Below are 22,289 nucleotides of genomic sequence, written 5' to 3'. Positions count from 1 at the left end.
AAACCATGAAATCTTCCCTCACACTCTGCTTCCTGGTGATCATGTTGGTGCCCGGCACGGTCCGCGCCGAACTTCGGTTGGGTTCCTTGTTCACAGACCACATGGTGCTGCAACGCGATATGCCGGTACCGGTTTGGGGGATAGCAGATTCCGGATCGACGGTCACCGTGGAATTTGCGGGGCAGCAAAAGAAAGCCAACGTCGAGGCGGATGGCAAGTGGATGATCAAGCTTGATCCGCTTGCAGTTTCGTTCGAATCGAGAACGATGACCGTCTCGTCGAGTTTGAATTCATCAGTTGAAAAACAGCGATGCAGTGACGTCCTCGTCGGCGAAGTCTGGATTTGTTCGGGACAATCGAACATGCAGTTTGGTGTTGGTGCGGTGCCGGAAGTGAAGGCGTTGATTCCGCAGACAAAAAACATCCGCAGCTTTAACGTCAAACGCAGTGTGGCCTTTACCGAGCAAGAGCGTTGCGAAGGCCAGTGGGTCGATCGTTACCCCGATAGCGCGGTGGCGTTTGGATTTGCTCATTTTTTGCAAGCATCCGCTGACACCCCGGTTGGCATCATTCTGTCGTGCTGGGGGAGCACGTCGATCGAAGCCTGGATGCCTCGGGACATGACCGAAACCGTGCCCCATTTTAAAGTGATGATGGAAGAGTTTGACGCCAACACCGAAGCGCAGGCTGAGATCAATGCCACCCTCAATGGTCCTCAACCTTGGAGCGGCAAGGAGGACATTTTTTTGCGTCGTCAATCGAATATCATCTATAACGCGATGATGCATCCGCTTGCACCTTACGCTTGTCGTGGATTGGTTTGGTACCAAGGTGAACGCAATACGCAGTCAATGCACGGGATGGTCAAAGAGCCTTGGTTCTCACGGAACTCAGGCATGCGGATCTATGGCGACGTGCTGAAGCAATGGATGCTGCGTTATCGCCAGCAATGGAACCAGGAGGACTTGCACTTCTTGATCGTGATGTTGCCGGGATACGGAAATGTATTGAAAACGTCACCCAAAGTACCTCGTGATAATCCTGCAGCACACTCGTGGGCCTGGATGCGAGAATCGCAGCTCAAAGCTCTCGAACTACCGCATACCGCGGTTGCAAATACCATCGATTTGGGCGACATCAAGAACGTGCATCCGAAAGACAAGCTGCCGATTGGGCGGCGATTAGCCCTGCTCGCAGCACGCGACACGCTCGGGCAGAAAATCGAAGCCCAAGGCCCCGTTTTTCACAAAGTGGAGGCCAATGATAATTCGCTGGTCGTCCATTTCGAACACGCCGAGGGATTAACAACCACCGATGGTTCCGCGCCAAAGGGGTTTTGGATGGCCGATGATGATCAGAAGTGGGTCCGAGCTGATGCGACGATCCAAGGGCAGCGCGTGGTTTTGCAGTCCGCTGAATTGGCAAAGCCGTTGTATGTTCGCTACGCCTTTGTGGGAAAGCCGGACGTGAATCTCGTCAATGAGGCCGATCTACCGGCCCTTCCTTTTCGAACCGACCGATTTGAGCCCTAAGAAAATGTCCGCAAATCAATCCATTTGATTCTTGCAAAACACTCCCCCCGGGATACAGAAGAAATTCATCATGTTTGTAAAACTCGCATCGTTCTTCTCGATGTTTGGGTTGGTCGCTTGTCTGATTACAGTGCAGCCAGTCTTTGCCAAAGAGCCGCCGCCCAGCATTATCATCTTCGATGTGGATGATCTCGGTTGGCAGGATGTGCAGCTCAATGACGTGGATAGTCCCTGCCCCTACGAAACGCCCAATATCATCAAGCTTGCCAAGGCTGGGATTAATTTCTTTGAAGGCTATTCACCCGCTCCGTCCTGTTCTCCCTCACGAGCCGGGATCATCACGGGGCAACACCCCGCAAAAATTCGGCTCACGCATGTCGGCCTGACTGTGGCGAGTTATGGCTTTGACACCGTCAATCAAGACCGAGGCCCCCATCGCAGTGTGCCGGATCGCACCAAAGATTTCGCGACAGCCGATGATCCTAAATTTCCCTTGAGCAAAGAATGGGTAAAATGAACCTATTGAAACTTGACTCCAAAATCCCTGCTCCCGCTGATCCAGAACACTTTTTATCTCGAACGCTGAATCAATTATGAACAGACGTAGTTTCGTTAGCAAACTGATTGCGGGAGCGATCGCTTGCGGGTTGGTGGGCATGTTGCCAACTGCATCTCTTGCGGAAGATCTTGCAAACGGATCTGCACGACACGATCAAGGTAGTTCCTGGAGCGAGTTGAATCTGGTCTATGACCAACCGGCGAAGCAGTGGACCGAGGCGCTGCCCGTTGGCAATGGCAGACTAGGAGCGATGGTTTTCGGCGGCGTCTCTGAGGAGCGTATTCAGTTCAATGAAGCGACGCTCTATGCGGGCGAGCCTCATGACTATTCCCATCCTGGGGCTGCGGATCATCTCGATGAGATTCGCCAATTGCTTTTTGCTGGGAATCAAAAAGCAGCGGAATCGTTGGCGATGAAGGAGTTCATGAGCGACCTGATCTCTCAGATTCCTTATCAGCCGTTCGCAGATGTCTTCCTGAAATTTTCCGGTCATGAAGCCGTGGAAGATTATCGTCGTGCTTTAAATCTCGACGAGGCGGTGGCGACGACGACCTATCGAGCAAATGGAGTGAACTATACTCGGGAAGTGATCGCGAGTTTTCCCGATCAAGTCATTGCGGTTCGGATCACGGCTGACAAACCTGGTCAGATTTCTTTTAGCGGAGGGTTTAAGTCGCCACATACCAATAGTGCCGTGGATCACTCCGAACCTCAACGCTCTGATCGGGGAGCGAGCCACGACAATCAGCTAAGGCTCCGCGGTTTGTTGCCTAATGTCTATGAGGACAAGAAAAAGAAGTTCACGATGACACTGGAGACACCGCTCCGCTTTGAGGCGAGATTGCAGGTGCATGCCGACGGAGGCTCGGTGGAGGTTGCGGGCGGGGCGATTTCGGTGAACGACGCCAATGCGGTGACTTTGATTTTGACGGCAGCGACCAGCTACAAGAACTTCCAGGATGTGAGCGGTGATCCCGCAAAACATTGCCAGGACGTGTTGGCTGCGGTGCAGGGGAAAGACTGGAACACGCTGAAAGCCGCCCATATCCAAGATCATCAAAACCTGTTCCGCCGAGTCTCGATCGACCTTGGTGCCGGAGAAAATGAAGATCTTCCCACGGACGAGCGACTGCAACGTGCATCCGATTCGAAAGACAACAGTTTGGTTGCGTTGCTGTTCCAGTACGGACGCTATCTTCTGATCGCTAGCAGCCGTCCCGGCGGCCAGCCTGCTAACTTGCAGGGGATTTGGAATGAGCTACTGAATCCGTCATGGGGCAGTCGGTACACCGTCAATATCAACACCGAGATGAACTACTGGCCTGCGGAAACGGTCAATTTAGCCGAGTGTCATGAGCCGTTGTTTGCTGCGATGGATGAGTTGGTTATCTCTGGCAAACGCACTGCAAAGAACCACTACAACGCGCGCGGCTGGGTGCTGCATCATAACTTTGATCTGTGGCGCGGCACGGCTCCGATCAACGGTTCGAATCATGGCCTCTGGGTGACCGGTGGTGCTTGGCTTTGCCAGCACCTTTGGTGGCACTACGAGTTCGGCGGCGATCGTGAATTTTTGGAACGAGCTTATCCGATCATGCGGGACTCGGCGCTGTTCTTCGTTGATTTCCTGATCGAAGATCCACGCAACGACAAAGGCTGGCTGATCAGCACGCCGAGTCATTCTCCGGAGAATGGAGGCTTGGTGGCCGGACCGACGATGGATCATCAAATAATCCGTAACCTATTCGCCAATGTCATTGAAGCGTCAGAGATCCTGGGCAAAGACGAGGAGTTACGACAACGGTTGATCGAAATGCGAGCCCGGATCGCACCGAATCAAATCGGCAAGCATGGGCAGTTGCAGGAATGGCTCGAGGACAAAGACGACCCCAACAGCAAACACCGTCATGTCTCTCACCTATGGGGTCTGCATCCCGGTGACGAGATCAATTGGAAAGACACTCCTGAGTTATTTGATGCCGCCAAGCAGTCACTGATTTTCCGAGGCGATGCCGCAACTGGTTGGAGTATGGGATGGAAGGTGAACTTTTGGGCAAGGTTTCTGGATGGCGATCACGCGACTTTGATCCTGGGTAACTTGATGCGGCCGGTTCAACGAGGGGGAAAAACCATGGGCGGCGGCGGGCTGTACCCGAATCTGTTTGATGCCCACCCACCGTTTCAAATCGATGGCAACTTCGGTGTCACCGCAGGCATCGCCGAAATGCTTTTGCAGAGCCACTTGAAAACCGACGATGGCAGCCAGCTACTACACCTGTTACCGGCCCTGCCTTCCGCTTGGCCGAACGGTTCGGTTAGCGGCCTGCGCGCCCGTGGCGGTTTTGAAGTTTCCATGCAGTGGAAGAACGGCCAACTGGAAAAGGCGGACGTCAAGTCGCTGCTCGGCAATCCGATGGTGATCCGAACCCCGGATGGAAAGCAGACGGTCTATCAGGAAACCGTCGCCGGAAAAAGTTACACCGTCGACTGACGGGGTAGTCCGCAGGACGCGTCATCGCTCCATGCGGATGGCGTTATCCAGCGAGCGCAAGGCATAAAAAACACTTAGTAAACTCAACCGCAACCACGAAGAGATAAATGAACAAGATCTCCATCTACCTATGCCTCGTGATGAGCATCGCGGCGTGTCCCGTGATGGGTGCGGATGCCGCACCTAGCAAGGGCAAACCAAGCAAGTTCAACTACACCGAATCGGCACAGGTGCAATCTCTGAATCAAGCTCATGAGCAACCCTTGTCCTTGTGGTACAACCAGCCAGCCACTTATTGGGAAGAAGCCTTGCCTGTGGGTAACGGCCGGCTCGGAGCGATGGTTTATGGGGGTGTCTCGAAAGAGATCATCCAGCTAAACGAAGATTCCATCTGGGCAGGCCCGCCGATCCCCGTGGTGAAAGAGAACGTCAGCAGTACGATCGATGAGGTCCGTCAACTGTTGTTTGCAGGAAAATACGCCGAGGCTCAGAAAAAACAGCAGGCGATTCTTGCTGGCCGCATCTCTCCGAGAAGCTACCAGACGATGGGGGAACTGCGTTTCGATTTCGGTCCTGTCGCAAAAGCGACCGCATATCGCAGATCGCTGGATCTTGATACCGCGATAGCGACAACCCGTTACACAGCGGGTGCCGTCAACTATACCCGAGAAGTCTATTCAAGCCCGGTCGACGATGTCATCGCTATCAAAATCGCAGCGGACAAGCCTGGCTCCGTTTCGTTTGATGCACGCATTGAGCGGCAAGGAATCTTTTCGACCAAAGCAAACGGAAATGCCACCGTGATCGCAACCGGCCAGGCCGCGCATGGTAACACGCACATGGGCGTCAAGTTTGCCACGGTCTATAAGGTAGTCGCACAAAACGGATCCACCCAAGCGGAAGACGATCGCTTGACCGTCAAGAATGCGGACTCCGCAGTCATCTACATTGCTGCGACAACGGACTACAACCGCGAGGATACAGACCATCCCCTTACTCATGATTTGGTGGAAAACTGCGACCGCACCATTGCCGTGGCTGAGCAGAAGGGATACGGCCGACTGAAAGCGGACGCGATCGAATCGCACCAACTGCTTTTCCGCAGGGTTGACCTGAAACTTGGAACTGCCTCGAACAAACCGACTATTGCCAGATTGCAGGGGTATCAAAACGGAAAGATTGACCCCGACTTGGAAGCACTCTACTTTCAATACGGCAGATACCTGCTGATCTCATCTTCGCGGCCGGGCTGTTTGCCGGCCAACCTGCAGGGACTCTGGTGCAAGGATATGGCCGCGCCCTGGAACAGCGATTATCACATCAACATCAATTTCCAGATGAACTATTGGCTCGCCGAGACGACGAATCTTCCGGAATGCCATCTGCCCTTCATGGCCTACATCGAACGACTGGTGCCCTCGGGCCAGCAGACCGCTAAAGATCTGTATGGTTGCCGAGGTTTTCTAGCGGGGCATGGGTCGGATGTTTGGCATGGCACCGTCCCTTTTGGAAATGTTCAGTATGGACAGTGGGTTGTCGGCGGTGCTTGGACGACCCAGCACTTCATGGAACATTACCGGTTCACCGGGGATCGAGAATTCCTGAAAAATCGGGCCTATCCGGTTTTGAAACAAGCATCGCTGTTTTTTCTGGATTGGTTGGTCGAGGACCCGAAGACCGGGAAATTGGTATCTGGCCCCAGCACCTCACCTGAGAACAAATTCATCGACCCCGAAACCAACACTCCGTGCAACCTGACCATGGGACCGGCAATGGACCAGCAGATTATTTGGGACGTGTTCACCAACACGCTCGAGTCAGCACAAATCCTGGGTGTGGAGGATGATTTCACCCGTGACGTTCAAGCCGCACTCGATCAGCTTGCCCTTCCGCAGATTGGATCGGACGGGCGACTAATGGAATGGACCGAAGAGTTTGAAGAGCAAGATCCTGGTCACCGCCATATCTCGCATCTGTATGGACTCTATCCGGGAAGACAGTACAACATTGACAACAGCCCGGAGATGGTGGCGGCGGCAAGGAAAACCATTGATTACAGGCTTTCTAAAGGAGGCGGTCACACCGGTTGGAGCCGGGCATGGATCATCAACTTCTGGGCGCGGTTCAGGGATGCGGAAAAGGCACATCAGAACATCGGCCTGTTGATCAAGAAATCCACTCACAACAACCTCTTTGACAAACATCCGCCCTTCCAAATTGATGGCAACTTTGGGGGCGCCGCCGCAATGGCTGAGATGCTGCTGCAATCCCATGCTGGCCACATCGATCTGCTTCCCGCGCTGCCCGACGCATGGGCCGATGGATCGATAAAGGGGCTTTGTGCACGCGGCGGATTTGAGATCGACATGCAGTGGAACCGCGGTGTTTTGACGTCAGCAACGCTGCGATCCAAACTGGGTAATCCCTGTACCGTTCGCTACGGCGATAAAACAGAGACGCTGAAAACGGAGATGAACGGTACCTATGACCTGAAATCTCTTTTGGAACCTGCTTTGGAAAAAGTAAAATGAAACGAATCGCTCCGCCGTGATCTTGAATCGCGGAGCCTGTTGATTTGTTATTCGTTCGTATGACTTAAGAAAAGAAAAAAACATGACGAGAGTTCTATTGATATTCGCGGGGCTGTGTCTTGCAGTCACAACGACGGCCGTTGGAAAGGAAAATTCGGATCGTTCCTGGGCCGACCGTCTGGAGTATGTCGGGGTTGCAGTAGAGGAACCGGACTACCATGTCTGGGGTTCGAGTCCGGTAATTGGCCCAAACGGAAAGACGCATCTCTTTGTCGCTCGCTGGCCGATCGAGGAAGAATTCAAAGCTTGGTTAACCCACTGCGAAATCGCTCGCTACGTGAGTGATCATCCTGAGGGACCTTTTGTGTTTCAGGAAGTCGTGCTGACGGGCAGCGGGAAAAAGGGCGACTGGGATTACCAGTCGCCGCACAACCCCAGCATACAAAAAGTGGGCAATCGATATGTGCTGACCTACATCGCCAACGCGGGTGGAAGCAAAGCGGAGTGCGTTGCTTCGCAGCGAATCGGAATGATGATTGCCGACAGCCCCGAGGGCCCATGGAAGAAGGTCGTAAAAGATGGGCCTATCCTTGCCCCGCCGACCGACCCAGCCGTATGGAGTTTCCAGTCGTCGGTCGGAGTCAATAACCCCGCTCTGTTAGAACATCCCGACGGTCGCTTTTTTCTTTATTACAAGGCCATGAAGCAAGGCGACATTCGTCGCATGGGCGTTGCGATTGCGGATCAGGTTGAAGGCCCGTACGCCTTCATCCCCGAACCGCTCACTAGCAACAAGACAACCATCGAAGACGGTTATGCCTTTGTTGAAAACGGAAAGGTGTATCTGTTAACGACACATAACAACGAGGGAACTGGCTACCTGTGGGCATCGGACGATGGCATTCATTTTTCGGAGCCCATATTGGGTTACGACAAAATGGAGCGGTATCTAGGTAAGCAACGGCTTGACGGCCCCGCGGTGATGCGTGGCAAGAAGTTCGAGCGTCCTCAGTTGCTGATGCAGGATGGGCATCCCACTCACCTCTACGTCGCCGCCGGTGCGAATGTAAACGGAGGAAAGGGAAGCCACTCCTGTGTTTTTCGAATCAAACGCCAGAATGCGCCAGGCTTCGGCCCGGAGTAAGAATGAAACGGTATTCGCCGCGCTAAAATAGACGGTTTTACAATGGAATCAAAAAAATGAAATTAGCACAGCAATGCATCTTATTGTTGCTGATGAGCTTCAGTATGTCCGTCCAAGCGGAGCAGCGAACGAGTTTTGATACAGAGTGGAAATTCGCCCTCGGCGATCATACGGGCGCAGAGACGCAGAAGTTTGATGATGCCGGTTGGCGTGGGTTGGATGTGCCGCACGATTGGAGCATCGAGGGTGAATATCGCAAGGATCATCCGATGGGGGATCAATGCGGCTATCTCCCCGCAGGCATTGGTTGGTATCGCAAGACCATTCCGGTCCCTGGTGATTGGAAAGGCAAACATGTCGAGATCGCGTTTGATGGCGTCTTCATGAACAGCACCGTCTGGGCGAACGGCCAGAAGCTCGGGATACGGCCGTATGGCTGGAGTTCGTTTTCGTACGACATCAGCGACATCGCTGAAACCTCTGACTCTATCACCTTTGCTGTGCGGGTGGACAATAGCAAACAACCTTCCGCACGCTGGTACACAGGTAGCGGTATCTATGCCCACACCTGGATTGATGTGAGGCATAAGATTCATGTTCCGGCGGATGGCATCTTTGTTCGCACAACAGGCGAATCCGTTGAAGTGGATGCCGAGATCAAAAATACCACTGGCAAAACGGAATCGATTGAAGTCGAAATCGCGATCTTGGATCCCAACGGCAATCAGGTCATCAGAAAACAACAGTCGGTAAACATTGCTCCGGCCGAGCTTCAAACCCAAAGTTTTAAGCTCCAAATTGACTCGCCACGTCGCTGGGATCTCGAATCACCGAATCTCTACCAAGTCATCACCAAAGTGATTTCCAACGGGCAAACCGTTGATACGGCGACCACCCGCTTCGGAATTCGCGATGTGCAGTGGAAACCGGAAACCGGCATGTGGCTGAACGGTAAAAACGTCAAGTTGCAAGGCGTTTGCAACCACCAAGATGCCGGTGCGCTCGGTGCGGCGGTGCCCGACAAGGTGCTGCGATTCCGTATCGAACAGCTCAAGAAAATGGGCTGCAACGCTATCCGCACAGCACACAATCCACAAACGCCTATTTTTTACGACATCTGTGACGAAGTCGGCATGTTGGTGATGGATGAAATTTTCGATGGCTGGAAGAAGAAAGCAGCGCATGACTATGGACGGTATTACTTTAACGATTGGTGGCAGCGGGATCTGACCGATTGGGTTCGGCGCGATCGCAACCATCCTTCGATCGTCATCTACAGCGTCGGCAACGAAACTCATGGAGCGATCGGAAAGGATTTGGTGGACCGTTGTCATGCACTCGATCCCACACGTCCGGTCACCTCCGGCCACTCGGGATCGGAATACATGGATGTCTTCGGCGTGAACGGCGGCAGCGAAAAAATGGGCTGGTTCGATCAACTGAAGAAGGATCGCGTGTTTATCGGAACCGAAAACACGCACACCTGGCAGGTGCGTGGCTTCTATCGCACCAAGACGTGGTATCGCGATGGCTATCCCCACAAGGGACAGAAGCCGCATTGGATTCCCGACTTAACCGAGAAGGAAGTATTTTTTAATGATTGGACGGATGAGGCTGGACGAGCGAACCGTAAACAGATCTTCAACTCCAGCTACGACAACGCAACCGTTCGCTTAAATGCACGCCAGAATATCGAGCAGCTGCGCGACATCCCGAATTATGCCGGCTCGTTCCGATGGACGGGGCACGATTACATCGGCGAAGCGGGCTATGTGCATGGCGGCTGGCCGTTCAAATCGTTCATGGGCGGAGCCATCGACATGGCTAACTTTGAAAAGGATTTGTACTACCTCTATCAAAGCCAGTGGACGGATGAACCGATGGTTCACATCCTGCCGCACTGGACGCACCCGACGCTAAAGCCGGGCACGCAAATACCAGTTTGGGTCTATTCCAACTGCGATTTCGTTGAATTGTTTTTGAGCGGTCAATCGCTGGGTAAAAAGAAGCCCGGAACCAAGTCCGATGAAATGCAGTGCCAGTGGATGGTGGGCTGGCAGCCGGACGAATTGAAAGCCGTCGGTTACAATGGCGGGCAGCCCGTCGCGGAAAAGGTGATCCGCACTGCCGATGCCCCCTCGCGAATTGCATTATCGATCGATGGCGAACCGCTGGCCAGTGAAGGCAAGGATCTCGTTCAAGTGCGTGTGACGACGCTGGACGAGAAGGGCGAGTTCTATCCTTACGGAGAAAACCGAACCCATTTCGATGTGATCGGCCCTGGTGTGATTCGTGCCTTGGACAACGGGAGCCCCGTCGATGTCGAAAAGCATTTTGGGGCCAACAACCGAATCGCCTTCTACGGCTTGACCCGAGCCTATGTGGAATCGACCGGTGAGCCTGGGGACATCACCTTGATGGCCAGTTGCATTCTTGGCGAAAAGAAGCAGGTAACATCCAAGAGGGTGAGCATCGATGTGCAACTGCTGTCGCTGCGAGGAACGCCCCCAACGGTTGGAATCGAAATTTTCTATACACTCGATGGCTCCGCGCCGACCTCGCAGTCGGTTCGCTACTCGGAACCCTTCGAGGTCTCGCTGGGTACCACCGTCAAAGCGATGGTTGCGTTGGACGGCAAGCCTGTTCAAACACTTCAAGAGCGTTTCGCCGCAGACGAAGGGTTCGTATGGAATGGGGGCCAAAATGAATCGAATCTCGGAGGCGACCAGGCTGAAGATGCAACGTTAAGCGGGGCAAAAGTTGTTTCCAACGGGAAGGATTTCAATGGCAAGGGATTCATTGATTTTGGCCAGAACAAAGACGCCTATGTACAGTGGTATCTGGAAAACGATGGCGACGCGGGAGAGGCGGATCTCACGATTCGCTACAGCGGAGTACGTAAGGGACGTTCGGGTCGTGCATTCAAGCTAACCGTGAATGGTCGAGTCGTTCAGGAAACACTGATGCTTCCGAATACGAAAAACTGGGGATCGGATTGGAAAACGGTGACCGTCAATATTCCGATCCAGCGCGGAGCCAACACCGTTCGTTTAACGACCATCGAAAACGGCGGAATGTATGTCGATGAAATAACAGTCCGGTAGATTTTTAGACGTTCGATGCGATGGCTTGGACTCCAGGAATCTGTTTGTAGCGAAACTCGCCAAGAGTTTCGGCTTCGGTAGGCAAGAACTTAGACGCCAATCGCCTAACCCATTTGAAAAGGAAGTGAGTTGATGAAAGACACGCACGTTACCGATGTCGCCGACGGGAAATGCCGGAGTCTAACTTTGAAACGATTCTTCCAGGGTATAACAACGATGAAAGCCGGGACTCCGCTTCTATGTGTAGTTCTTTCGCTGGCGGCAACGATCGGCGCATCGGCACAGGAGTTAGCAAGTAAGGATGAGCTGTATACCGACAAGGAATTCTCCAATGCATTTGCAATGCCGGAGGATGATCCGGATCTACCCAACGTCCTTTTGATCGGCGATTCGATATCGATTGGGTATACGGTGGATGTTCGCAAGCGGCTGTCAGGAAAGGCGGATGTGTTTCGAATTCCCAGCAATGGCAAATACGCAGCGTTTGGGAGCGAAAACCTGGATACGTGGCTCGGTAAACGCAACTGGGATGTGATCCATTTCAATTGGGGGTTGTGGGATATTTGCTACCGAAATCCGAAGTCAAAAACACAAGGGCATCGAGACAAGGTCAATGGAACGCTAACCGCTAGCCCGGATCAATATCGTGAGAGTCTGCAGCAGATCGTGGCTCTCTTGAAACAAACCGATGCGACGTTGATCTGGTGCACGACGACGCCGGTCCCGGAATTTGAGGCGGGACGAAAGGTAGGCGATGATATCAAATACAATTTGGTCGCTGAATCCATCATGAAAAAGAACGGGATTCGGATCAATGATCTGCATGCTCATGCATTGCGAGGACTGCCTGGAATCCAAAAACAAAAAGGGGATGTCCATTTTACAAGCCAGGGGTATGCATATTTGGCAGAGAAGGTCGCCCTTGAGATCGCCTCGGCACTTTCAGCGGAACGTAGCGAGACGGAGAAATAGGAAAGCATGAACAAACTACTACAAATTCTGACACTGGCGTTGATGCCAACGATTGCATCCGCCGAGCCGCTGGTGGTGAAATCGCCGGACGGGCAAATCTCGCTGTTCGTCGAAGAAAACGATGGCGTCTTGTCCTATTCGGTCCAGCAAGGGGACGATCTCCTCGTCGCGAAATCGGCAATCGAGATTTTTGCCGATGCGAAGATGTCGCTTGTCGATCACTCGATTCGAGAGAATGATTCAACTTGGTCGCCGACGTGGGGCCAGTTCAGTGAGATCCGCGATCACTACCGCGAGTTGTCGGTGGCGATCAAAGCCGATGACATTCCCGTAACGCTTCTGTGCCGTGTGTATGACAGCGGTGTTGGGTTGCGATTCGCTTTATCCAAAGAATCGAAGGGAAAAACGACCGCGTTTCCCGTGGCTTACAATCTATCCGGCGATTGGACTCGCCATTTTTACCCCATTGGCGAAAAGGGAGTGAACGAGGTTGCGAAGCTGGGGGGCCAAAAGAGCATCAACGTGCCATTGGTTTCGCAGCACGCGAAGCGTGGCGTGCTCGCGTTGTTAGAGTCGGATCTGTATTCCGCGGCGGGCTTTGAGAGTATGCGAATCGCTGCCGACACGTCGGGCCACGTGCAGACCACTTCGCGTCCCGTCGTTTCGGTCGGTGCAGGACATCTGACACCTTGGCGCGTCATCCTGGTGGGCGAGTCGCAGGCTGATTTATTGGAGAACACGGTAGCACTGAGTTTGGCAGCGCCTTGTGCGTTGGACGATGCGAGCTGGGTCAAGCCGGGCAAGGGGCTTTGGGATTGGCGAATCCATGGATACGACAACGGTGAATTCACCTATGGCATCGACACCCGCAGCTATCTGCGGTTGATCGATTTTTGCGAGGATCAGGGGATTGAGTATCTGACGATTGATGACCACTGGTTCAACAAGGCGACGCCTCGAGCGATGACGACCGTTCCGCAGGTGGATCTTGACAAAGTGATGGCGTATGCCAAACAGAAGCGTGTGAAAATCTGTCTCTACTATGATCGCAGAAAGGGGGACGTTCCTAACACCCCGCTGTTCAAAAATTATGCCGACTTGGGTGCTTCGGCGATGAAGTATGGCTTCCATGGAAATCAGGCCGCATTTACCCGCGATGCCATTGAGACTGCCGCGATACACCAGATGCTGATCAATTTTCACGACGGACCGAGTCCCATGACGGGGGTCGAGCGGACGATGCCCAACTTGATCACCCGCGAGTATTGCCACGCCCAACAGGACAGCCGTCGCGCTTTTACGCCAGAGTCGTTTCTAAACATGGCGATGGTCAACTCGCTTGTCGGTCCAATGGACCAGGCGAATGGGAACTTTGGCATTAAGAGCATCAATGCCGGAGAGCGGATGAAAGGGCCGAAAAAGAAGAACAGCTATATTTCAACGGTTGTCAGTGAAGTGGCCCGCTGCTTAGTTGTGTATACGGGACTGATTACCCTTCCGGATGCCCCGGAGGAATACCTGAAGAAAGCCGATCTGTTTGAATTCTTGAAGGTGATGCCTGCGACCTGGGATGACACCCGTGTGCCACACGCCAAGATCGACGAAGCCATCACCGTCGTTCGTCGCAGTGGCGATACATGGTTTGTCGGTTCGGTGAACAATCAAATGGCGAAAACAGTGGAGATCGAATTGGATTTCCTTGAACCCAATACGTCCTACGAAGCAACCCTGTATCAAGACGCTCCCAAGTCGCATGGGGTGAACAATCCCGAGGTTTATGAAATCAAGAAGCAGCTGGTCAATCGCGGCGATACGATCTCGGCCACGATGGCCGTTGGCGGAGGGCATGCGATGATTCTGCGTCCAGCGAAGTAGCGTTGCCGACCATCGGCAGTCCACTTTTCTATCGGCTTAGAGGGAATGAAATGTTTATCAAGTACATGGCGTTGTTAGGGTGTGTTGTCTCGACGGTTTGCATGGCGCAGCCCTGTGAGTTGGAATTTGAATATGTCGGGCGTGCCGTACAAACCGAGGGCATGCATGTTTGGGGTTCCTCGCCAGTGATCGGGCCTGACGGGAAAGTGCATCTTTATGTCGCTCGCTGGCCGATGGCGACGCAGAAGAATTTTAACGGTTGGTTCAAAGACTGTGAGATTGCGCATTACGTGGGCGACAAACCGGAAGGGCCTTTTGAATTTGTCCGTGTGGCGGTGGCTGATCAGGACGGCACCTTCAACTCGCCGCATAATCCGACGATTAAAAAGATCGATGGGAAATATGTGCTCTGTTTCATCGTCAATGAAAACAATTTGCTGAAAACGCAGCGCATCATCATGTATGTCGCCGACGATTTGAGTGACGACTGGAAACCGGCCGCCGGTGCCGAGGCTGACGGAACGATCCTGCGAAAATCCTCCGAAGCTACCGACTGGAATTACGCAGCCCAATTGGGTGTTTCCAATCCGTCGCTGGTGAAGCACCAGGGGAAATATCTGCTGTACGACAAGTCCGTGGTCAAGCCCACACCGGATGCCAAACGCGGCAAATACATCTATGGTGTTGCGGTATCGGACAAGCTTGAAGGCCCTTACAAGCATCACCCAAAACGTGTCACCCCGGACTCTATGCAGCTCGAAGATGCGTACGCGTTTAGCATGGATGATTCGGTCTATCTGCTCAGTCGTGACTTCGTCGGCTCGAAAGGTTCCAGTGGTGGCGGACTGCTCTGGAAATCGAAAGACGGGTTCTATTTTGACAAGAAGGATACCACGCGTGCTTATGAGGATTTGGAGCACTATGTCGGGAAGGAATCATTGAGTCAGGCCAACGTGTTTCGAGGTAAGCGAGATGGCCATCTGGAACGCGCGCAGGTATTGGCGATCGATGGGCAACCCGCGTATCTGTATGTAGCAACCGGAATCAACACGACTCCCGGATACGGAAGTTGCTCGCATGTATTTCGGATCAAAAAACGGCAGGAATAATTCGCACTCGATCGAATCGAACGTACTTGAACGCTCTGCCCGCGGTTGTCTCCTCGGCAGCGTCTCTGGCCAACGGCGAAACGAAACCTAAAACGAAGCAAGTCGCATGAACAATAATTTGACCACGATGATAGCTGGGTTGCTGGCGATACTGGCTTGTGCGGACCTCGTCATTGCCGCACCGCTGGCAGGCAGTCGCCCCAATATTGTGCTGGTGATGACCGACGATCAGGGCATGGGTGACCTTTCCTGTATGGGGAACGAGGTGGTGAAGACACCCGAGATCGATCGGTTTTATGAGCAGTCGCTCCGCTTTACCGATTTTCAGGTCAGCCCGACCTGTGCCCCGACTCGCTCTGCGATCATGAGCGGGCGAGTGCCGTTCAAAAATGGAGTGACGCATACGATTCGTCAGCGAGAACGGATGGCGTTGGACTCCTTTACGATTTCGCAGGCATTGCAGAGTGCAGGTTATCAAACGGGGCTCTTCGGGAAGTGGCACCTCGGCGATGAAGAAGCCTATCTCCCGCAGAACCGCGGGTTTGATGAGGTGCTGATGCACGGTGCAGGGGGAATTGGTCAGGTGTCACTTGGCGATTTTCCGCCCAATGGCCAAAACACCTATTTCGACAATGTGTTGTTGCACAACGACACTATCGTGCAGACCAAGGGCTTTTGCACCGATTTGTTTTTTGCGTCGGCGCTCAGCTGGATCAAACAACAGAACGAAGCTAAAGAACCCTATTTTGCTTACATCTCTTTGAATGCGCCGCATGCTCCGACCATTGCGCCGGAGAAGTATAAAAAGCGTTTTCTTGATTTGGGCTACGACCAGGGAACGGCCGGACGCTACGGAATGATTGAGAACATCGACGATAATTTCGGGCTGTTGATGCGAACGCTTAACGAATGGAATACGCTCGAAAATACACTCGTGATCTTCATGACCGATAACGGTGCGACCCATTTGAGCGGCACACTTAACGGCAACAGAGTGAAACATTTCAACTTCAACATGCGAGGTGGCAAGAACTCGCCCAATGAAGGCGGGACGCATGTGCCGGCTTTCTGGTATTGGAAAGATGTTTTGAGCGGCGGAGTGGATGTCGATGCGTTGACAGCTCATGTCGATCTGTACAAAACGTTTTGCGATTTAGCCGGTGTGAAACTGCCCGTGAAGATGCAGGAGCTTGATGGACGTTCGCTCGTCCCGTTGCTTGAGAATCCAAAGGCCGAGTGGGCCGATCGCAAACTATTTGTTCATTGTGGCCGCTGGAACGGAGATCCCGAATCGGCGAAGTTCGAAAAGTGTGCCGTTCGTACGCAGCAATGGCGATTTGTGAACAACCAAGAACTCTACGACATTTCGGCCGATCCAGGAGAGACGACCGATGTGGCATCGTCGCACCCCGAGGTGATTGGTCAATTGCGAAAATCCTATGACAGTTGGTGGCAATCGGTTCTTCCGCTGATGGTCAATGAAGGTTTGCCAAAGTTGAAAGAACATCCTTTGCACGTCCGCTATGAAAAGCAGGTGCAGGAAAAGGGCATTCCGGAGTGGGGTCCCGCCGGATTTTAGTGTCGTGGAATTTGCTTAGGACCTGTTTGAAAACGTGAGCCGTAGGCGCTAGCCTGGACTGCTAAAACTTTGGTGTTGACGTCGGATATCAGGAGTGGATTTTTCTTCCAGCCTATACTGCAGTTACCTCTCCACCGACGAAGAGACTGCTGAAGTAGTACAACATCACCGAACTTAAGTTAGCCGTTTGGGCGCTAGCCCCGGTCCGATGGTGGCGAAACCGTGGCTAGCGCCAAAACGGCTAACTAAAACAGCAGTCTCACGAAGTTGGTGGAGAGGTGGCGAAAAAATTGCGTAACCAAAAATCACGTCATTACCCAAAGTTTTTGCGGCCCAGCCAGTAGGGCCGGTTCCGACCGGCCGTAAACCGTAAGGGCCAGAAATAATAAATATCACCAACAAGGGAATCAGAATGCATCGAGTTTTATTAGCTGTCGCGATGCTTGGCTTGATTGCCGGGGAAACATCATTGGCAGCGCGTCATGACGTCGACGAAAGCAACAATCCAAAGGCAGACCAATCGTATACCGATGAGGCCGCTGCTCCCGCGGAGCCGTTGACGCTGTGGTACCGCAAACCGGCTACCAATTGGGAAACCGAGGCGTTACCAGTTGGGAATGGTCGGCTGGCCGCAATGGTTTTCGGCGGGGTGAACAACGAGCGGATCCAGTTCAACGAAGAGACCGTCTGGGATGGCGTACCCACCGATTACAACAATCCCGAGGCGCTGAAGGCATTGCCGGAAGTCCGTCGTCTGCTTTTCGAAGGCAAGAACGCCGAGGCAACTCGGCTGGCGGGAAAGACGATGATGGGCAGCCCGTACAAAATCAAATCCTATCAGACGCTGGGCGATCTGTTCCTTGACTTCGCCGACACGGATAAGGTCGCGGGTTACCGACGCGACCTGGATCTGACAACGGCGATCAGCCGGACTCAATACAAAGTGGACGGGATCGAGTACACGCGGGAAGTGTTTGTGAGCTCACCGGACCAGGCCATCGTCATCCACCTCAGTGCGAGCCAGCCGGGAAAGATCAACTTCACGGCCCGATTTTCTCGTGACAACGCGTACAAGCAATCCGCATCGGATAACCGTCTGATCCTGCGTGGCAAACTCGGCGTTGACTACGAAACGCAGCTCCGTCCAATCGTCAATAGCGGCAGTGTCAGTTCCGCCGACGGAGTATTGAAGATATCGGGTGCCGACGACGTGACGCTGCTGGTAGTGGGAGCGACGAGTTACAACACTGCCACGGACATTTCTGGTGATGCCACCGCACGCTGCGAGAAATATCTACAAGCGATCGGTGATAAGTCATACGAAGATTTGCGTGCAGGGCATGTCGCCGACTACCAGAAACTGTTCAATCGCGTGCGACTGGACCTGGGGACAACCGATGCGGTCAACAAGCCAACCGACGAGCGACTGCAAGCGATCAAGAAAGGGAAACATGATCCTCAGTTCGAAGTGCTGTACTTTCAATTTGGACGTTATCTGTTGATCAGCAGTTCTCGTCCCGGGTATTTGCCAGCCAACCTACAGGGCAAATGGGCGCAGCAATACAACGCGGCTTGGAACAGTGATTATCACTTCAACATTAACTTCCAAATGAACTACTGGCCGGCACAGACCACCAACCTGTCTGAATGCCATCAGCCGTTTTTTGATTACGTAGAGAGCCTTGTTCCTTTTGGCGAGAAGACTGCCAAGGTGCACTATGGCGCGGACGGATGGACACTGCATCACCTCTCGGACATTTTCGGGATGACGGCACCGGCGGATGGCGTGCATGGCATTTGGCCGATGGGCGCAGCCTGGGCGAGCCGCGATCTGATGGAGCACTACCGCTTTAATGGGGATAAAGAGTTCCTGACCGAGCGGGCATATCCCACGATGAAAGGTGCCGCGGAATTCATACTTGACTTTCTGGTCGAGGCACCTGCGGGAACGCCGGCGGCTGGTCGATTGGTCACCAATCCATCCCACTCGCCCGAGAATGCGTTCATCAAAGCGGACGGAACAGAGTCGGTGTTCACCTACGCGTCGACGATGGACCTGCAGATCATTCATGACCTGTTCACTGGACTGCTGGAAGCGAATCAGGCGATCGACCCGACGGGCAATTTTGACAAAGAGTTCCGCAATGAGCTTAAAACGGCATTAGCCAAACTGCAGCCGCTGCAGATCAGCTCAAAAACGGGTCGCTTGCAGGAGTGGATTGAAGACTACAAGGAGAAAGATCCACATCATCGCCACACCTCTCATTTGTATGGGCTTCATCCGGGCAAGCAGATCACGAAGAACGCGACACCCGAGTTTTACGAAGCGGCCCGGAAATCCCTGGAAGCACGTGGGGATGGCGGCAAGGGTTGGTCCATGGCGTGGAAGGTGAACTTCTGGGCCCGTTTTCATGACGGCGACCGCGCCCATAAGTTGCTCGGCAATCTGTTGGGCAAGATGACGCTGACCAATCTTTTCGACACTCATCCGCCGTTCCAGATTGACGGCAACTTTGGCGGAACGGCAGCGATCGCAGAAATGCTTTTGCAGAGCCATGACGGCGAAGTGCACCTTTTGCCTGCTTTGCCGACCGTCTGGAAGCAAGGCTCCGTGAAGGGCCTGCGAGCACGCGGTGGCTTTGAAGTTGACATCGACTGGAAGGACGGGAAGCTCGTCAAGGCGGACATCAAGTCGCTACTGGGCAAACCACTGATTGTCCGAACTCCGGACGGGAAGCAGAAGTCGTACGAAAGCACTGTCGCCGGAAAGGTCTACACGGTGAAATGAAAAAGTTTTGATGTATGAAGAAGATCGCTAGTGGGCTCTCAAATTTAGAACTGCGAGTTGGGACGTAGTGGACTTCGCCAGAAGTCCTCGCGGTCCAGTTTTTCTATTCCTTGTGATTCAGGATTTCTGGCGAAATCCACTGCCTTAAAATTTCGTTCTGACGGTTACCAAATCAATGAAACGATCGAATAAGCAATGTCTTCCCTCGTCATGGAGCTGTTTGTGTTTCCTGCTCCTCAGCTTGCAAACCCTTTCGCTTCACGCAGACTCGCCGGATGCCTCGCCGGGTGAGCAGAAACTTTGGTATCGGCAGCCGGCGTCGGAATGGACGGAAGCTTTGCCGATCGGCAACGGACGTCTAGGAGCGATGGTTTACGGCGGCGTTGATCGAGAACGATTGCAACTCAATGAAGATACGCTCTGGAGCGGAGGCCCCCACTGCTACGACAACCCAGATGCTCACGGGCATCTCGCTGCGGCTCGCAAGCTCCTAAAGCAGGGCAAGTATGCCGACGCCGAAGCGACGGCGCAGAAGATGTTGGGGCGTCCGAAATACCAGGCGGCCTATCAGCCATTGGGTGACCTCTTTCTGAAATTCCCCCACAGTGATTCATCCGAGGAATCACCGAGTAACTACCGGCGCGAATTGGATCTTGCCAACGCTGTCAGCACCGTTAGCTATCAGGTCGGCGATGCACGCTTCACTCGAAAGGTTTTTGCTTCGCATCCTGACGAAACGATTGTGATGCAGCTGGAGTGCAACCAACCGGGGCAAATCACGTTCGAGCTGTTCATGAAAAGTCCTCATGTCTTTCAGGCTCAAACACCCGAGAACGATACGCTGGTCATGACAGGCCAAGTCGCCTCGCGGGGTGCAAGCAAATCAAGCGGGTCAAGAAGTTTGATTGCCCCTTGGGATGGTCCTGGATTGAAGTTCGCCGCCCAAGTGAAGGTGCAGACCGAAGGCGGAACGGTGACTTCACAAGAGGGAAAGATCTCGGTCCGCGATGCCGACACTGTCACGATCTGCTACTCCGCCGCGACGAGCTACGTCAATTTCCAGGACACCAGCGGCGATCCATTGGAAAAGGTCGGTGCCTATCTTTCTGACATCGAAGGAAAAACGTTCGACCAACTTTATCAGCGACATGTTGATGATTATTCATCATTGTTCGGACGAGTTGCGATCGACCTCGATGCGGATAACGCAATTTCGCTGCCGACGGATGAACTGATTCGTAGCTCGGCCAACGACGATACTAAGCGTCATTTGACCGAACTGGTTTTTCAGTACGGCCGCTATCTGATGATCGCCGGTTCGCGCGAAGGCACCCAGCCTCTGAATTTGCAAGGAATCTGGAACAAGGATCTCGATCCGCCTTGGGGGAGCAAGTACACGATCAACATCAATACCGAAATGAACTATTGGGTAGCGGAAGTTGGCAACCTGAGCGAATGTCACGAACCCCTACTTCGCATGGTCAGCGAACTGCAATCGCCAAGCAAGGCGACTGCGAAAACGCACTACCGTGCCGGTGGGTGGATGGCCCATCACAATACGGACCTGTGGCGTGGTACGGCTCCCGTGGACGGTGCACAGTGGGGAATGTGGCCAATGGGCGGTGCGTGGCTCTGCCAACATCTTTGGGAACACTACCGTTTTACCGGCGATACCGGGCACTTGCAGAAGTCTTACCCGATTCTGAAGGGCGCATCCGAATTCTTCATCGATTACCTCGTCGAGAACGAAGACGGTGACCTGATCACATCGCCATCGCTGTCACCCGAGCACAGCCACGGCGGCGGTACCAACGACGGTCTTAGCGTTGGCCGTTCTGGAATCTCGCTGTGCGCGGGTCCCACCATTGATCTTCAAATTCTCCACGATCTGTTCGCCAACTGCATCGCGGCCTCTGAAATTCTTGACATCGATTCCGAGTTTCGGACGCAGCTGAAGAATACGCGAGCACGTCTGGCGCCGATGAAGATTGGTCGACATGGCCAGCTTCAGGAATGGTCAGTCGACTGGGACAACCCCAAGGATCAGCACAGCCATGTGTCGCACATGTATGGACTTTTTCCCAGCAACCAGATCAATCCGCGAGACACTCCAGAGTTATTCGATGCGGTGCGGACGTCCATGATTCATCGTGGGTACTCCGGCGGTTGGTCCGGTGCCTGGCGAGTCGCGTTGTGGGCGCGGCTGGGGGATGGAGAGCGGGCACTGACCGCGTTGACTAGCCATGTGATGCCTCGCTTCGGAACGAACCTGTTTAATGGCGGTGAAAAGTTCCAAATCGATGCCAACTTCGGCGCCACCGCCGGCATCGCGGAAATGCTTTTGCAAAGCCAAAATGACGAAATTCACTTATTACCCGCGCTGCCTGACGCCTGGCCCAGCGGTTCCGTAAAAGGCCTGCGGGCTCGCGATGGCTTTGAGGTTGATATCGCGTGGAAGGATGGCCAGCTGACAAATGCAACAATTCGTTCGCTCAATGGAAAACCGTTGCAGGTCCGATATGGCAGCGAAGGTCGCACGCCAAAACTAGCCAAAGGCGATACCTTCAGCTGGGATGGGAGATAGGAAGTGCAGTGGAAACATGAC

Annotated in this window: 12 protein-coding genes; all 12 read left to right on the top strand. The window is 53.5% G+C overall.

Features of this window, described 5'->3' with window-relative positions; genetic code table 11:
- The first annotated feature begins 5 nt into the window (after nt 1–5).
- The 12 genes from SH528x_RS28405 (at nt 6) to SH528x_RS28350 (ending at nt 22,268) form a co-directional block, all read left to right on the top strand.
- Nucleotides 6–1,532, top strand: a complete 1,527-nt coding sequence (locus SH528x_RS28405; RefSeq protein WP_442506810.1) for a sialate O-acetylesterase — start codon at nt 6–8, stop codon at nt 1,530–1,532.
- Between the two features lie 70 nt (nt 1,533–1,602).
- Nucleotides 1,603–2,049, top strand: a complete 447-nt coding sequence (locus tag SH528x_RS28400) for a sulfatase-like hydrolase/transferase (RefSeq protein ID WP_442506809.1) — start codon at nt 1,603–1,605, stop codon at nt 2,047–2,049.
- A gap of 76 nt (nt 2,050–2,125) precedes the next feature.
- Complete coding sequence (locus SH528x_RS28395; protein ID WP_442506808.1) at nt 2,126–4,582, top strand: glycoside hydrolase family 95 protein; 2,457 nt, start codon at nt 2,126–2,128, stop codon at nt 4,580–4,582.
- Nucleotides 4,583–4,689: 107 nt separating this feature from the next.
- Nucleotides 4,690–7,113, top strand: a complete 2,424-nt coding sequence (locus tag SH528x_RS28390) for a glycoside hydrolase family 95 protein (RefSeq protein ID WP_442506807.1) — start codon at nt 4,690–4,692, stop codon at nt 7,111–7,113.
- 82 nt (nt 7,114–7,195) lie between these two features.
- Complete coding sequence (locus SH528x_RS28385; protein WP_442506806.1) at nt 7,196–8,257, top strand: glycoside hydrolase family protein; 1,062 nt, start codon at nt 7,196–7,198, stop codon at nt 8,255–8,257.
- Between the two features lie 56 nt (nt 8,258–8,313).
- Nucleotides 8,314–11,361 carry a glycoside hydrolase family 2 TIM barrel-domain containing protein gene (locus SH528x_RS28380; RefSeq protein WP_442506805.1) on the top strand — a complete coding sequence of 1,016 codons (3,048 nt, stop codon included), beginning with the start codon at nt 8,314–8,316 and terminating at the stop codon, nt 11,359–11,361.
- 132 nt (nt 11,362–11,493) lie between these two features.
- On the top strand, nt 11,494–12,333 hold the full coding sequence (locus SH528x_RS28375; protein WP_442506804.1) for an SGNH/GDSL hydrolase family protein: 840 nt from the start codon (nt 11,494–11,496) through the stop codon (nt 12,331–12,333).
- A gap of 6 nt (nt 12,334–12,339) precedes the next feature.
- A complete protein-coding gene (locus SH528x_RS28370) occupies nt 12,340–14,208 on the top strand; it encodes a glycoside hydrolase family 97 catalytic domain-containing protein (RefSeq protein ID WP_442506803.1) in 1,869 nt (622 codons plus the stop codon).
- A gap of 50 nt (nt 14,209–14,258) precedes the next feature.
- Nucleotides 14,259–15,317, top strand: a complete 1,059-nt coding sequence (locus SH528x_RS28365) for a glycoside hydrolase family protein (RefSeq protein ID WP_442506802.1) — start codon at nt 14,259–14,261, stop codon at nt 15,315–15,317.
- A gap of 106 nt (nt 15,318–15,423) precedes the next feature.
- The gene (locus tag SH528x_RS28360) at nt 15,424–16,896 is read left to right on the top strand and encodes an arylsulfatase (RefSeq protein WP_442506801.1); all 1,473 of its coding nucleotides are present in this window, start codon (nt 15,424–15,426) and stop codon (nt 16,894–16,896) included.
- Between the two features lie 412 nt (nt 16,897–17,308).
- The gene (locus SH528x_RS28355) at nt 17,309–19,684 is read left to right on the top strand and encodes a glycoside hydrolase family 95 protein (RefSeq protein ID WP_442506800.1); all 2,376 of its coding nucleotides are present in this window, start codon (nt 17,309–17,311) and stop codon (nt 19,682–19,684) included.
- A gap of 175 nt (nt 19,685–19,859) precedes the next feature.
- The gene (locus tag SH528x_RS28350) at nt 19,860–22,268 is read left to right on the top strand and encodes a glycosyl hydrolase family 95 catalytic domain-containing protein (RefSeq protein ID WP_442506799.1); all 2,409 of its coding nucleotides are present in this window, start codon (nt 19,860–19,862) and stop codon (nt 22,266–22,268) included.
- Nucleotides 22,269–22,289 lie beyond the last annotated feature (21 nt).

This window comes from Novipirellula methanifontis, from assembly GCF_052161655.1.
Taxonomy (GTDB): domain Bacteria; phylum Planctomycetota; class Planctomycetia; order Pirellulales; family Pirellulaceae; genus Novipirellula.
Note: the sequence above shows the minus strand (reverse complement) of the source record. Positions and strands in the feature narration are given on the sequence as shown.

Excerpts from the sequence above, each read along its gene's own strand:
- SH528x_RS28405 (WP_442506810.1), top strand. The coding sequence starts at position 6 with ATGAAATCTTCCCTCACACTCTGCTTCCTGGTGATCATGTTGGTGCCC.
- SH528x_RS28400 (WP_442506809.1), top strand. The coding sequence starts at position 1,603 with ATGTTTGTAAAACTCGCATCGTTCTTCTCGATGTTTGGGTTGGTCGCT.
- SH528x_RS28395 (WP_442506808.1), top strand. The coding sequence starts at position 2,126 with ATGAACAGACGTAGTTTCGTTAGCAAACTGATTGCGGGAGCGATCGCT.
- SH528x_RS28390 (WP_442506807.1), top strand. The coding sequence starts at position 4,690 with ATGAACAAGATCTCCATCTACCTATGCCTCGTGATGAGCATCGCGGCG.
- SH528x_RS28385 (WP_442506806.1), top strand. The coding sequence starts at position 7,196 with ATGACGAGAGTTCTATTGATATTCGCGGGGCTGTGTCTTGCAGTCACA.
- SH528x_RS28380 (WP_442506805.1), top strand. The coding sequence starts at position 8,314 with ATGAAATTAGCACAGCAATGCATCTTATTGTTGCTGATGAGCTTCAGT.
- SH528x_RS28375 (WP_442506804.1), top strand. The coding sequence starts at position 11,494 with ATGAAAGACACGCACGTTACCGATGTCGCCGACGGGAAATGCCGGAGT.
- SH528x_RS28370 (WP_442506803.1), top strand. The coding sequence starts at position 12,340 with ATGAACAAACTACTACAAATTCTGACACTGGCGTTGATGCCAACGATT.
- SH528x_RS28365 (WP_442506802.1), top strand. The coding sequence starts at position 14,259 with ATGTTTATCAAGTACATGGCGTTGTTAGGGTGTGTTGTCTCGACGGTT.
- SH528x_RS28360 (WP_442506801.1), top strand. The coding sequence starts at position 15,424 with ATGAACAATAATTTGACCACGATGATAGCTGGGTTGCTGGCGATACTG.
- SH528x_RS28355 (WP_442506800.1), top strand. The coding sequence starts at position 17,309 with ATGCATCGAGTTTTATTAGCTGTCGCGATGCTTGGCTTGATTGCCGGG.
- SH528x_RS28350 (WP_442506799.1), top strand. The coding sequence starts at position 19,860 with ATGAAACGATCGAATAAGCAATGTCTTCCCTCGTCATGGAGCTGTTTG.